Origin of the sequence: Agrobacterium sp. O3.4 (assembly GCF_041414895.1) — a bacterium.
Classification (GTDB): domain Bacteria; phylum Pseudomonadota; class Alphaproteobacteria; order Rhizobiales; family Rhizobiaceae; genus Agrobacterium; species Agrobacterium cucumeris.
The window spans coordinates 142,064-154,929 of record NZ_JALPZP010000007.1; the positions used below are offsets into that span (position 1 = coordinate 142,064).

Genomic DNA, 12,866 nt, shown 5'->3' on the forward strand with positions numbered 1-12,866 from the left:
GAAGTTTTCTCACTCCGCCCTGTCGAGCGCCGTCAAAATCTCATAGGCCAGGGCGACACGATCCTCATTGGGATAGTTTTTATTGGCCAGAAGAACGACGCCGTGCTTCTGCTTTGGTATGAAAGCCACATAGGCCCCAAAACCGTTGGTGGAGCCCGTCTTGTTGATGAGGACGTCCTGACGCGGCTTCATCGGCGGGGTGATTTCGGAGACCGGAACCGTCTTCAAAAGGGCGCCGGAATTCGCGTCCACCAGCGTCTTCAGGGCAACGGGATAAGCATATTGTTCCCAGACCATGTCCTGCACCATCGCGCCGACACTGAAATAGCCCGTGTGGGTGTTGAGAAGCGCCTGCTGCATTTTTCCGTCCAGTGTCTCAAGGCCCATATTGGCGTTGACGAAACGGATCATGTCGCTTGCCGATGATTTGACGCCGTAAGCCTCCGAAGAAAGGATGGCCGGTGTCACGCGGGCCGGGTCGCCATTTCTCTTATAGCCTTGGGCATAATCCGCCATCTTTGCCTTGGGCACCACGGTGAAGGTGTTCTTCAGCCCCAGCCCGGGCAGCAGCGTGCCTTGCATCGCGTCATCAAAGCTCTGGCCCATGGCCTTTGCGGTGACATAACCGAGCATTCCGATGCTGGGATTGGCATAGGTGCGGTGGGTTCCGGCCTTGTATGAGGGTTTCCAGGTCTTGAGATAGGTGAGCAGCTGCTGTTCTGTCTTGATGTTGTCCGGCACCTGCAGCGGGAATCCGCCTGCGGTGTGGGTGCCGAGATGCATCAGCGCGACATCGCCGAACGGCTTGCCTTTCATCGACGGAAGATAATCCGCGACCTTGCCGGACAGCGACAGCTGGCCGTTCATCTCGGCATAGGTGCTGAGCGCGACCGTGAATGTCTTGCTGATCGAGCCGAGCTCGAACAAGGTCTGTGGCGTGACGGGCTGGCCGGTGCTTTTGGACATGACGCCATAGGTGAAGACGTGATTTTCGCCATTCATACTGATGGCGACGGCGAGACCCGGAATGCCGTTTTTCTGCATCACCGGCTTTATCGCGGCATCCGTTATCGCCTTCAGCTTCGCTTCATCGGCGGCAGAAGCCTGTGTGAACAGGCCGGCCGAGAGCAGTGCTGCAAGGGCGATATGTCCGTGATTGAGTTTCATCTTTCGCATTCTCCAAAACCTCAGGTAGATGACCGGCGTTTGCGCCGCCCCCAGCGAAAGAGCTTTAGCTGCCCTACATTGCACGAACAAACCATGATATCTCGGAAGAGATACAAGAAAATCTAGGTCTCAAATGGTTCGGCAATTTCTTCCCCTCAACGGTCTTCGGGCCTTCGAGGCATCGGCAAGACACCTCAGCTTCACGCGTGCAGCCATCGAACTCTGCGTCACGCAGGCGGCAGTGAGCCAGCAGGTGAAGGTGCTGGAAAAGCGGCTGGGCGTCTCGCTGTTTCAACGGCTTCCACGCGGGCTGAAAATCACCGCCGAGGGTGAAGCGCTTCTGCCCACCGTCACCAGTTCCTTCGACCAGATGGCGACTACGCTCGACAGGATCGAGGCCGGACAGGTGCGCGAATTGCTGTTTCTGGGGGTCGTCGGCACCTTTGCCGTCGGCTGGCTCCTGCCGCGATTGCAGGAATTTCAAAAACAGCATCCCTTCATCGATATCAGGGTTTCCACCAACAATAACCGGGTGGACATGGCGGCCGAAGGGCTGGATTTTGCCATTCGTTTCGGTCAGGGCTCATGGCACGGCACCGATGCCTTCCGGCTTTTCGATGCGCCGCTTTCACCCCTCTGCACGCCCAAGCTGGCGGAGACTTTAAAAACGCCGGCCGATCTTGTCGAGGCGACGCTTTTGCGCAGCTACCGGTCCGATGAATGGAGCACATGGTTTTCGGCCGCCGGCGTGACCCCGGCAGCGCAGGTGAATGCCGGGATCGTTTTCGACACCTCGCTCGGCATGATGGAGGCCGCACTGCAGGGGCTGGGCGTGGCGCTGGCGCCGCCATCGATGTTTTCGCGGCATCTGGCGTCCGGGGCAATCATCCAGCCCTTCCCCGTCACCATATCGCTTGGAAGCTACTGGCTGACCCGGCTGCAATCAAAACCGCAGACATCCGCCATGCAGGCCTTCTCGGACTGGATGTCGACCCATGCCGACTTTGCCTGAAAAGGCTTACAGCAATGCCAGCAGAACGCCGCCGGCAGCACAGATCACCACCACGACCCATGGCGGGGCCTTCCACACCGTCAACAGGATGAAACCCGCAAGCGCCAGCGTGAAATCCTTGGACGTGAAGATGGCGCTGGTCCAAACCGGGTCATAAAGTGCGGCGCCGAGAATGCCGACGACGGCGGCATTTGCACCCCGCATGGCCGCCTGCGCCAAAAGATGCCGGCGAAACCCTTCCCAGAAGGGCAGCGCGCCGATGAGAAGCAGCATGCCCGGCAGGAAGATCGCGACAAGGGCGATGGCCGCACCGAAAACGCCGTTCGGCTGCGGTCCCACCACCGCGCCGAGATAGGCGGCGAAAGTGAATAGCGGGCCGGGAACGGCCTGTGTCGCTCCATAGCCAGCGATAAATGCATCTTCCGTCACCCAGCCAGTGGCGACGACTTCGGATTGCAGCAGCGGCAGAACCACATGCCCGCCGCCGAAGACCAGTGCGCCGGCACGATAAAACGCATCGAACAAGGAGAGTCCCTGTGATCCCGCCACCGCCGCAAGCAGCGGCAGCAGGCCGAGAAGCAGGATGAAGGCCGCGAGTGCGATATATCCGACGCTTTTTGGCACCCGAAACTGAAGATGGGCAGCTTCCCGCACCGCACCGTTACGACAGAAGACAAGCCCGGCAACGGCACCGACGGCAAGTGCCAGGATTTGCCCGAAGGCTCCAGCCAGAAACACCACGCAAACGATGCCGGAAAGCGCAATGCTGGCCCGCTGCCGATCCGGCGCAAGGCTTTTTGCCATGCCCCAGACTGCCTGCGCCACCACGGCGACGGCGACGATCTTGAGGCCATGCAGCAGGCCGGTGCCAACCGGACCTTCGATGGAAGCGGCAATGGTGGCGAACAGCAAAAGCAGGACGGCGGATGGCAGGGTAAAGGCCGTCCATGCCATGAGAGCGCCGAGCGGCCCGGCCCTCAAAAGCCCGAGCGCAAAACCCACCTGGCTGGAGGCCGGGCCGGGAAGAAACTGACAGAGCGCCACAAGATCGGCATAACCGGCCTCGTCGATCCATTTGCGCCGCACGACCAGCTCATCGCGAAAATAACCGAGATGGGCGATGGGACCACCGAAAGAGGTGACGCCAAGTTTCAGGAAGGCGGCGAAAACTTCACCAGGGGTACCGGTTTGTTTTCTGTCGGTTTCGGCTGGCACTGCTTGCGTTGACGGCTTCACGAAAAGCTCCCTGAGCGTGCAACGGCTATTCGTCAACACAGATGGGCCTCAAAAAATAATGTCGATATCAGACACTATTGCGACAGGGATATGAAGGGGCCGGTCACGTCGACGCCGGAAAGTCGCTGACTTTCCGGCGTGTCCTGATGTCATAAGCAACCGCTACAGCAATTCGGAAAAGTGGGATATCCATCCCCGCTCATCGGTGCCGCCGGAGAAACCGGCCGCACCCAGAGTGATTTCATACTGCTTGCTTTTCCTGTGGATGGTTACCGCGACCGCGATCGGTGTCTTGGGTCTCCATGTAAAATTACTGTCCGGCCCCGGCTCGAGATGGCTGAGGGATTCGAGCTGAACGGCGTCGAGAAACATGACCGTGCTTTTTCCGGTTTTGTAGAGAGACTCCCACCGCGCCTGAGCAACGGCATTTGCCGCCTCGGCGAAGACATCGCCGTCCTTCCCGGGATCAGCCAGGGCTGCCTTGCGCCATGCGGCGAGGATATTGAGGATGTCGTTCATGTCGAGTCCCAGCTCCGCGAGAAACTCGATGGTCTGGGTGTTGCCAAATGTGTTGTAACCGTCCTCGCTGAAAGGGCGAATATGCTTGATCATGAAGTCGCTGAGAATTGGCATATTGTGTCTCCTTTGGACATGAGCCAGCTGTTCCCGGCCTTTGATGGTAAGGACAGGTTGGCATGGTTTTGAAGGGTTGCTGGGTGCCGGAATGCCTCCGGCAAGAGGTTGGGGTGCCGTTACGCGCCTGTGCGCGCAGCCGACATTCTGCTCGCAGGTTTAGCCGAAGGTGATGGCGGTGTGGCCGGCCATGCCGAGGAATTCCTGCAGGCCAATGCGCGTTCTGCTGCCGCCATGCCCTGTCGGCCATGGATCGAGGATATGAAGTTCGAGATCCTTGCCTGCATCGGTATAGCCGTAGACGACGTAATAATGGATATGTGTGCCGATGACGAAGACGCGGTTGTTGTCGATCTCGCCTCTCACGATCTCCGGCGTCAGATCGGCGACGAACCCACCCCCGGTCGTTGCATGGTCGAAGGCGTTCCATTGGCTGGAAACCAGCCTGACGATATTGCTGTCTGGATTGGCGCCGCCCATTTCATCGATGGCAGCGGATTGATCCAGAATAAGCGCCAGCTCCCAGCGCTCCTGAACCTCCGGGTCGACGGTCGCAAGCGCTGCGGTATTGCGTCTTGCGATAGCATATTGCGTAGTGGCGGCAAGTTCACGATAGGCCCGCACCATCTGCTCCACGGCGGCAAAGCACCAGGCCGGGGTTTCCTGAGCGACCAGCACCGGCGGGTTGTTGACTGTCGGCATGATATTCTCCTTCCTTAAAGTGACACGGCACGGGTTGGACTTCGATGGCGTCCGGATGCCGGTCGTTGATCTTGCATCGGGTGATGTGTTGACGTTTCGGTCTTGTTGCCCGTCCTGCCGGCAATTGTGCCGGCAGGACACTGCCCATGATCTCGAGACCAAAGGGGACGACCAGTGGCTGGGATCATGGAGACGCTGCCTGCCGGGCCGGGACAGGAGCGGCAGTTACACAAGCGTCAGGCGCTTTTGTTCAGGTCCTGACGATAGGCCTGCAACGACGCAATTTTTGCATCCGCTGCGGCTTCGCGTTCGGCGACGATGGCCGAGAGCTTTTCCGAGGCTTCCGCCATATAGTTCGTCAGGCCGGTGCCGGTGAGGTATGTCCCCTGCAGCTTATTGAGCTTTGACCATCCGTCCGCAAAGCTGCGGTTGAACCTGTCGCTGACGGTCCCGACCGCATACCATTGGGCGGTCTGCCTGACGAAGAACTCGTTGACGGAGCGAACGAGCTGGGCGAGACGGTTCTTGCGAATGACCTCCAGCTCGGCCACATTGTCGATCGCCTTGATCTGGTGCTCGGCATCGTCGGCCACGGCCTGCATGAAATCGGCGAAACTTTTGAAGAAAAATGCGATTTCCTCAATGATTTCCTTCATGCGTTTCAGCGCCGTAATGCTGACGTTGAGGGATTGAACCGCAAGCTTGATCTTATCGTCCTCAGCCTGCTTTCCCTTCAGCAGAGCGTTGATCTTTATGAGTTCGGCGGCCTGGGTACGGCGTTCGTTCTCATAGGATTCCGCCTTGTCGATCATCTTCATCTGCATTTCGCGCAGGCTTGCGGCCTGTTGCTGCTGCTCGTCGGTGAGCTTGCCCAGCCCCTTGTCGAGCGCGTCGAGTGAAGCCTGCAGACTGGAAATCAGAGTCTGCTGACTTGCGATCTTCTCCTCCTGCGTCTTCAGTTCCGCGGCGCGCGCGGTCAGACGCTTATCAAGTTCGGCAAGTTCCACGGCCTTGCTCGATTTCGGATCGGTGCCCTCGGCATCTTTCGCCAGCGCCGACCTGCTGTCTTCCAGCGCCTTGATATCCGTCTTCAAGGTGTCGCGTTTTTCCTCGCTCTTACGCAGTTCGGCCTTCTGCTCGGAAAGCTTGCTCTGCGTGGCGGCCCCATCCGCCTTTCCGCCGCCGGTTGTCGGTGTGCGGGAGCCGCCACCCTGCCCCTGCCCGTCCACATCCTGGCCGCCCTTGGGCTGTCCCGAAAGCGCGCCGCCGACCGACGAGGCCAGCATGGAGGCAGGACCGCCCGCCACCATGGCGATGGCGGGAATGGCGCTTGAAATCATCTGCGCGCCGACCCGGACGATCGACATGATGAAGGCGCGCTCCTCTGCCGTATTGGCCCGCTTTTCATATTCACGGGCCTTCTTTTCGAACTCCGCAACCTGTGCCTTCAGATCGTTCACAAGCGATTCCAGCTGCTGGCGCCGCGCATCGGCCTCGCGGATTTCCCGCTCCATGGTCGCCTTGTCTTCGAGACGCTTGCTCAAGACCATTTCGCTCGCATCGGTGATCTGCGCCGTTGCCTTGATGATGCCATCATAGGTGGAGGCGACCTCAAGCAGGTCGTCCCGCACTTCCAACGCCTTGTCGCGGATATTTTTCGCGAGCTTTATCAGGTCATTGGAGACGAAGGCCTTGATCTCGCTCTGGTCATTTCCCTCGCGGACATCCAGCCAGTCCGGGAAGAGGTCGTCGACTGAAATGCGGATGCGATTGGCAACATCCATCGCATGTTTCATGGTGCGTTCACTGCTCTGCTGCGCGGTTATCAAGCTGTCCATGATGGCGCTGATGCGTCCGCGAATTTTGCCCTCCTCTTGCGGCGTGGTGTTGTAAGCGATGTAGAGCAGGTCGATCGCATTGTCGGTGTCGCGCTTGGCGCGCTCGACATCGTAGGTCCCCTGGATTTTATCAACATAATACCGGACGAGCGCCGTATCCGCCTTGGGAAGGCTGAATTCCGGCTTCGACACGATCGCTTCGACATCGGCATCGATCGCGCTGTTGAGTTTGGTTTCCCGGCTTTCGAGATTGACGACATTATTCATTTTCATGCTCCTGTTGATGGTTGTTACGGACAGTCATGGGGTTGATCGTTCACGATCCGCATTGTTTCCTGACATCCTCAGGCAGTCCGGCCTCGGTAGAGGAAATGAACTGCGGCACGTCCTTGGTCAGGCCGTCGATCTCGGCGGACAGCCGGTCGACCTGACGTATTTTCGCGTCGTCAGGATTGACCTCGCTCGCTTCCTTGAGAGCATTGGTGAAGTTGCCGACCTGAATGTTGAAGTCCTGAACCTTGACGTTGATGGTGGAAATCGCCGCTTTGAGCCTGGTAATCTGCTCTTCCAGATTTTTCACCGCGCTCTGGTTTTCCGCGTGGCTCTGCTGTGCCGCTATCAGCTGGCGGCGATTGTTTTCGAGCTGGTTGCGAACGCCCTCAAGCGCCGTCCGGGCGTTGTCCAGCCGTGGCTGTGCGATGCGGTATTCCCGCTCCGCGTCATTCATCCATCCCAGCGCCTTGACTGCGGCGTCACCGGCCTGGCAAATTCCCGGCAGGAAGAAGAGGACGCCGCTGCATATTGTTACTCTCTTGGCCTGCTCGTCCCTTTCCCTTCGGGCTTTTTCGAACACGGCCTGACGCGCCCTGACGTTCTCGCTCTCAGACTGAACCAGTTCTTCATAACCCTTCACGGCCGTCTCGGACTGCGCCACCTGCCGTTCCAGCTCGATCTGCAGGTACATGGCCTCTCCCAGCGCCCGCTCCCGCTCGGCGCTGAGCTGCTGTTGCGCCGTCAGATGTTCCATCAGGCACACGGATCGGCGGCCGAGCAGCTCCCGGCTGGCTTCCGCCTGTTCAAGTTTTGATTGGAAAGCCGCCACCTGTTCGGTGGTAAGGGCGGCCGCATTTGCAATGGCCGGCTGGCCCAGGGACGGAATATCAAACTGCATCGCGATTGCCGCAAGGCCGGCAAAAATAACATGTCGAAGTTGCATCGCTTTATCCTCCTTCTGAGAATTGGTGGTGAATGGACGTGCCGCGGCCCAGCCGGCATTGCTGCCGGACGCGCCAGAAACTCGGTAGAAACATGCGGATGCCAGGCGGCTTCGGAATGCAGTTTTCGCCACTCCGTCAAGGCCGAAAAAACAACCATCAAAGATTGTGTTTTCGATTGCCCAACGAAAGATTTTATGTCCGAAGCCGAATAAAATTATGCAATAAAAACAGACGATAAAATTGTTGTTATCGCCGCTCTCGCAAACCGTTCTAAAAGGGCACATATTTCAATGCGCTCTTTAACACTCAATTTATGAGAGTATTTTTTAATACCCTCAAGGAGAGCGGCGCGGGAGTGCAACAAATTGCACGCATCTCCCGAACCCGGAACATTTCAGCTGTCATGCGGGCCTGAACGGCCGCGGCCGGCAAGCAAAACTCATATTTTGAAATTCGCCATAAAGTAGCGAAACTTAAGATTCCGTGGGAGAAGGGCATCTGGAAAAGCAGTTGCGCAGGATTCAAAATCGCTCCCGCAAGGAGACCCCGTTCGGCCGCAGCCGGACATGCTTCAGGAGAGGCTGACACCCCTTGCGAACCGGATTCTGAACGATGCCGCTTTTGACGAGACTGTCATCCGTCTTTGCGGGCAGATATCGATGGTCTTCAAGCAGGAGCCACGCCTCGTTCGCGCCATCGGTGATTTCGGCGCATTCGCAACGATCCTGTGTGCCATTTGCCTGGCATCGATCCATGGCGGGCAATTTACCCTGGCTGCGGTTCAGGCGGTCGTCGTCCCCCGAGGCTGGGCCTCCAGCCGCAGGACACGGGCCTTGATCGACTGGCTGGAACTCGAAGGCGCCGCCCGGCGGCATCAGCCCCGTGGCGACAACCGCGAACGTCCATGGTCGTTGTGTGGCTGGCTGATAACGGCCATCGAAACGCTCGCCGAGGCTTATCTTGCCGCAGCCGCGCCATGGGAGGCGCAGCCGGTTCTGGGCAGGCCGGCGAAAGATGACATCGGCGTCAACACCCTTGTCGATGGCGTCGGCTGGCTTTTGAAGCAACAGCAGGCACTCACCCCCATATCAATGGAAACCCTGATGTTCCTGGGCCATGCCCCCGGATTTCCTCTGCTGCTGGATCTGCTGTCTGCGGCGAAAACCAGCAGATCAGATGCGTCAGATTGTGAATTTTCCCGCAAGGCGGCTGCGCGTACCTATGGGATAAGCCGCGCCCACGTCACCGCCCTCTTGGCCAAGGCGGAACGCCTGAGCATTCTGAAGAGAAACGGATCCCGCATATGTCTGAGCGACAGGACATTGCAGAATGTACAAGGGGATATCGCCCATCAACTGGCATTCGTTGTCGTGTGGCTGGGGATTTTGAGGGACTGACGGCGTCAGCGCCTGCTCACCGCAATGGCACCCCTAGGAAAACCGTTGCCACCGGGTTAGAAGAGGCAACATCGGATCCGTGCCATGACCTTGCCTGAAACAACCCCCGCCGCCGTGGATGCCACAATCGAGGATCGCTCGCTGCTGATCCGCGAATCCCTGCGCAATGCCATCATCGACCGGCGGCTCGCGCCCGGAACCAAACTGTCGGAAGCCGAGGTTGGTGCACTCTTTGATGTCAGCCGCACGGTGGCGCGCGCCGCGTTGCAGATTTTGGCCTTCGAGGGGCTGGTAAAGACCGAGCGTAACCGCGGAGCCTTCGTTTCCACGCCCTCGCCGGAAGAGGCGCGCCAGATTTTCGCCTCGCGCCGCCTGATCGAGCCGGGCATCATCGCGGCGGCGGCGCAGCGCATCACGCCTGCGGATATTGTGCGGTTTGAGCATCACCTCGTCGACGAGGCACACTATATGAATGAACGGGGTCCGGCCGCGCGCCGGGCGGAAATAAAGGCCTCGGGCGATTTCCATCTCCTGCTCGCAGCCCTGTCCGGTAACCTCATCCTCCAGCGGTTTATGGATGAACTTGTCGCCCGTTCATCACTGGTCGTCGCCCTTTATGGCCGCTCAGGTGTTTCGAGCTGCGGCCACAATGAACACCTTGCCATTCTCGAGCTTGTCGCAAAGGGCGATGCAAAGGGCGCTTCGGATCTCATGATCCATCACCTCGATCATATCGAGGCCGATCTCGATCTGCAGCCGAAGCAGGGTGTCAGCCTGAGAAACGCGCTGGTACCACTTTCCTGATTGCCGCCGGATATCGATGGCGGACAACGTCCGTTGCGCCGAAACGAATGCTCTAGTTTGCCTTGAAGCGGTCGAAGGCGGTGAGATGCTTGACCGGGGGATCGGCCTCCCAGCGGTAAATCTCGGTCCGCAGGAAATGCAGCTCCTCATCGAGCTTTTCTTCGGCCACTTCCACCCACCAGGCTTTGGGTCGGCCATCCGAACCGTCCGACCAACGATAGCCGCGCTTTTTCAGATGATCCTTCATGTCGAAGGGGCTGTTTTCCGCATAAATGCGAACCCGGGAGCGCTGGCTTGCCTGGTACAGTTCTGCGAAGGGCGCTTCGTCCTGTCCCGCACGGGCGTGACCCAGCACTTCCAGAAGCGCAAAACAATCATCGACGGCGCGATGGCCGTCGTGGAAATAACCGGATTGTCCGATGAGATAGGCAAGTTTGCTGCCCTCAAAACCCCGCGCCCGCCAGTCGATCTCGGAAACCGAACAGGCCCATGCCTTCTCGCGGAAAATCGGCGAGAAGGCCTCGCAGAACGGACGGTCAAAGCCGGCATTATGGGCGATGATCAGATCCGCCCGGGCAACAAGCGCGCTCAGGCGGTCCATGTCGATCACCTGTCCGGCAACCATCTGGTCGGTAATCCCGGTCAGGCGCGTGATCTCTTCCGGGATAGTGACGCCAGGCTGCCGCAGGCCGCCATAGACGCCGGTAACATCGCCGATCGCGCCATGATCGTCGAATGTGAAGGCGATGACGCCGATCTCGATGATTTCGTCGGTTCGATGATTGAGGCCCGTGGTTTCGGTATCGAGGATAATGCCCTGACGGGGGAACTCCGGCCGCGGTCTGTCAACGACGGTACGCGGCATGAGCCGGCGTGAAACACGGTAATTTCCGGTGGATTCAAGATATCCAGCAAGCGTCTCGTCATCCGCGACGTTCTTCTGCACCGTTTCGCGGCCGGCCGCTTTTCGCCCCCGTTCACCCTGGGGAAGCCGCGCTGCCACGGAACCGAAAAAATCCAACTGGGAGCTCATTATGCGCCTGTCCGCCATATCCGGAAATCGTGATTTAAGTAATCCAGCATATGTGCATAGGCTCACGGTAACAACAGCGGTTGCTGTCATCCACAGAAACTGACCCACACAGGTTGCGCGATTATCATCCGTGCCGGCTTTAACATGATTATTTAAGTTAAGTATTGAATTCGCATCTGCCACGGGGTATCGCCTGAAGTCCAATCTCCAGGTCGGTCATGACGCAGCGCGACGACAAATTCCTTTCGGCATTCCTGAAAACCCAATCGGATATCAAGCGATATCTGACGCGGATGACGGGCTCGCGCGAGGATGCCGAGGATCTTGCCCATGAGGCATGGATCAAGCTGGCGAGAAACAGCTCGAATGCATCCGCAGCACCAGTGCCTTATCTCAAGCGCATCGCCAGGTCGCTGGCCATCGATCACGGGCGGGGCCGCAGGCACCGCGCCACGACCGAGCAGATCGAGGATGCCCTTTCCATTCGCGACGAGCGCCCGGGTCCGGACCAGCAGGTAATCGACCGCGACCAGATCCGGCAGCTTATGCGGGTCATCGGTGAACTTCCTGACCGACAGAGAAAGATGCTGGTCGCGGCGCGGCTGGAATTTCGTCCCTATGCCGAGATCGCGGAAGAGTTCCATGTCTCCACCCGCACGGTGGAAATGGAGATCAATCGCGCCCTCAACTACTGCATCGAGAAAATGGGACATGAGCGGCGCAGATAATTTTCGGATTTACCGTTTGTGATCGTTAGAGCTAATGAGGTTCATGTGAAATTCCGGCATCCAGACGGTTTTTTGATAGGGGTTGCGTGTTGAACGAAGGATCCGATGCGCTCAGAAGAAAGGCCACGACCTTTATCGTCAGGCTGCGCTCCGGCGCGGCCACGGTTGAGGATACGGAGGCGCTCCGCCACTGGCGCAGCCTCAGCGCCGATCACGAACGCGCCTTCGTCGAGGCGTCGGCGCTCTGGCGCGATCTTGGCCCCGCCCTGGAAGCGCAGGCGCAGACCCGCGTCAAAGCCACATCCAGACGATCCTTTCTGGTGGGCGGCAGCCTTGCCGCCGGCATTGCCGGCATTGCCGTCGCGCTGCCGGAACTCGGTTACCTGCCCTCCATCGGCGCAATGCTTGCGGATTTTTCAACTGGTGTCGGCGAGCAGCAGAATGTCAGCCTGCCGGATGGATCGACCGCTTTTCTCGATGGCGGCTCCGCTCTGTCGCTGGAACGCGGCGAACGGCAATTCGATCTCACGGCAGGTGCTGCGGTCTTCACCGTCCAGCAGGTGGCGAATATTCCTTTTGTGGTCAAAGCCGGCAATGGCCGCGTGCAGGCCTCCGGCGGCGCCTTCAGCGTCACCCATAATGCCAGCGGCGTAACCGTGGAATGCCTGTCCGGCCCGCTCAGCGTCCACTGTCTCGGCGATGCGCAGCTGCTTCCCGGAGAGGCAATCGTCTATTCGGACGCTGGCCTTGGGGAAAAATCCGCGATCGACCTCGAGACGGCATCGGCTTGGCGTGAAGGCATGCTGGTCTTCAACAACCGTCCGCTGGAAGACATCGTCGCGAGCCTGAACCGCCACCGGCGCGGCAGGATCATCATCACCCGTCAAAGCCTACGCTCCCTGCACGTCTCGGGCGTCTTTCAGCTCAACCGGCCGCAGGACATTATCGCCCATCTTGAAGAAACCCTGCATCTTCATGCGGTCGGCGCAGGCGGAATCCTGCTGCTTGTCTGAAGCCTCTCGAACCGGAGACAGCGCTGGATTCCGGACGATCCGAAAATATTACAAAAAAACTCCACAAATCTTTTCGGGTTCATGCG

Annotated in this window: 12 protein-coding genes; 5 read left to right on the top strand and 7 right to left on the bottom strand. The window is 58.9% G+C overall.

Annotated features, from left to right (window positions below):
* Positions 1-9 precede the first annotated feature (9 nt).
* Positions 10-1,167 (bottom strand): class C beta-lactamase, encoded by a 1,158-nt coding sequence (ampC, locus tag M0412_RS23155; RefSeq protein WP_269702806.1) that lies wholly within the window; start codon positions 1,165-1,167, stop codon positions 10-12.
* A 133-nt stretch (positions 1,168-1,300) separates the two neighbouring features.
* On the opposite strand from ampC, the gene M0412_RS23160 reads away from it, so the two are divergent.
* Complete coding sequence (locus M0412_RS23160) at positions 1,301-2,179, top strand: LysR family transcriptional regulator (protein ID WP_269702804.1); 879 nt, start codon at positions 1,301-1,303, stop codon at positions 2,177-2,179.
* A 6-nt stretch (positions 2,180-2,185) separates the two neighbouring features.
* Here the strand turns inward: M0412_RS23160 and chrA are convergent, their stop codons facing one another.
* The 5 genes from chrA to M0412_RS23185 all read right to left on the bottom strand — a co-directional run bounded on the left by chrA (position 2,186) and on the right by M0412_RS23185 (position 7,804).
* Positions 2,186-3,415: a chromate efflux transporter gene (gene chrA / locus M0412_RS23165; protein WP_269702801.1), complete on the bottom strand. Its 1,230-nt coding sequence runs from the start codon at positions 3,413-3,415 to the stop codon at positions 2,186-2,188.
* Positions 3,416-3,577: 162 nt separating this feature from the next.
* Positions 3,578-4,048 carry a hypothetical protein gene (locus tag M0412_RS23170; RefSeq protein WP_269702799.1) on the bottom strand — a complete coding sequence of 157 codons (471 nt, stop codon included), beginning with the start codon at positions 4,046-4,048 and terminating at the stop codon, positions 3,578-3,580.
* Positions 4,049-4,207: 159 nt separating this feature from the next.
* Positions 4,208-4,750 (bottom strand): hypothetical protein, encoded by a 543-nt coding sequence (locus M0412_RS23175; protein ID WP_269702797.1) that lies wholly within the window; start codon positions 4,748-4,750, stop codon positions 4,208-4,210.
* Positions 4,751-4,986: 236 nt separating this feature from the next.
* Positions 4,987-6,855 (bottom strand): tyrosyl-tRNA deacylase, encoded by a 1,869-nt coding sequence (locus tag M0412_RS23180; RefSeq protein WP_269702795.1) that lies wholly within the window; start codon positions 6,853-6,855, stop codon positions 4,987-4,989.
* A 49-nt stretch (positions 6,856-6,904) separates the two neighbouring features.
* Entirely contained in the window at positions 6,905-7,804 is a 900-nt protein-coding gene (locus M0412_RS23185) for a hypothetical protein (protein WP_269702793.1), read from the bottom strand.
* A gap of 567 nt (positions 7,805-8,371) precedes the next feature.
* Here M0412_RS23185 and M0412_RS23190 point away from each other — a divergent pair.
* Together M0412_RS23190 and M0412_RS23195 are read left to right on the top strand one after the other, a co-directional pair.
* A complete protein-coding gene (locus tag M0412_RS23190) occupies positions 8,372-9,202 on the top strand; it encodes a hypothetical protein (protein ID WP_269702791.1) in 831 nt (276 codons plus the stop codon).
* A gap of 84 nt (positions 9,203-9,286) precedes the next feature.
* Positions 9,287-10,006, top strand: coding sequence for a GntR family transcriptional regulator (locus tag M0412_RS23195; RefSeq protein WP_283159204.1), 720 nt, complete (start codon positions 9,287-9,289; stop codon positions 10,004-10,006).
* A gap of 52 nt (positions 10,007-10,058) precedes the next feature.
* Here the strand turns inward: M0412_RS23195 and M0412_RS23200 are convergent, their stop codons facing one another.
* Entirely contained in the window at positions 10,059-11,039 is a 981-nt protein-coding gene (locus M0412_RS23200; RefSeq protein ID WP_269702786.1) for a 3'-5' exonuclease, read from the bottom strand.
* 218 nt (positions 11,040-11,257) lie between these two features.
* On the opposite strand from M0412_RS23200, the gene M0412_RS23205 reads away from it, so the two are divergent.
* Positions 11,258-11,767, top strand: a complete 510-nt coding sequence (locus M0412_RS23205; protein WP_065116490.1) for an RNA polymerase sigma factor — start codon at positions 11,258-11,260, stop codon at positions 11,765-11,767.
* 86 nt (positions 11,768-11,853) lie between these two features.
* A complete protein-coding gene (locus tag M0412_RS23210; protein ID WP_269702784.1) occupies positions 11,854-12,780 on the top strand; it encodes a FecR domain-containing protein in 927 nt (308 codons plus the stop codon).
* The last annotated feature ends 86 nt before the right edge of the window (positions 12,781-12,866 follow it).

Excerpts from the sequence above, each read along its gene's own strand:
- M0412_RS23175 (WP_269702797.1), bottom strand. The coding sequence starts at position 4,750 with ATGCCGACAGTCAACAACCCGCCGGTGCTGGTCGCTCAGGAAACCCCG.
- M0412_RS23190 (WP_269702791.1), top strand. The coding sequence starts at position 8,372 with ATGCTTCAGGAGAGGCTGACACCCCTTGCGAACCGGATTCTGAACGAT.
- M0412_RS23195 (WP_283159204.1), top strand. The coding sequence starts at position 9,287 with ATGACCTTGCCTGAAACAACCCCCGCCGCCGTGGATGCCACAATCGAG.
- M0412_RS23185 (WP_269702793.1), bottom strand. The coding sequence starts at position 7,804 with ATGCAACTTCGACATGTTATTTTTGCCGGCCTTGCGGCAATCGCGATG.
- M0412_RS23170 (WP_269702799.1), bottom strand. The coding sequence starts at position 4,048 with ATGCCAATTCTCAGCGACTTCATGATCAAGCATATTCGCCCTTTCAGC.
- M0412_RS23180 (WP_269702795.1), bottom strand. The coding sequence starts at position 6,855 with ATGAATAATGTCGTCAATCTCGAAAGCCGGGAAACCAAACTCAACAGC.
- ampC (WP_269702806.1), bottom strand. The coding sequence starts at position 1,167 with ATGAAACTCAATCACGGACATATCGCCCTTGCAGCACTGCTCTCGGCC.
- M0412_RS23205 (WP_065116490.1), top strand. The coding sequence starts at position 11,258 with ATGACGCAGCGCGACGACAAATTCCTTTCGGCATTCCTGAAAACCCAA.
- M0412_RS23200 (WP_269702786.1), bottom strand. The coding sequence starts at position 11,039 with ATGAGCTCCCAGTTGGATTTTTTCGGTTCCGTGGCAGCGCGGCTTCCC.
- M0412_RS23160 (WP_269702804.1), top strand. The coding sequence starts at position 1,301 with ATGGTTCGGCAATTTCTTCCCCTCAACGGTCTTCGGGCCTTCGAGGCA.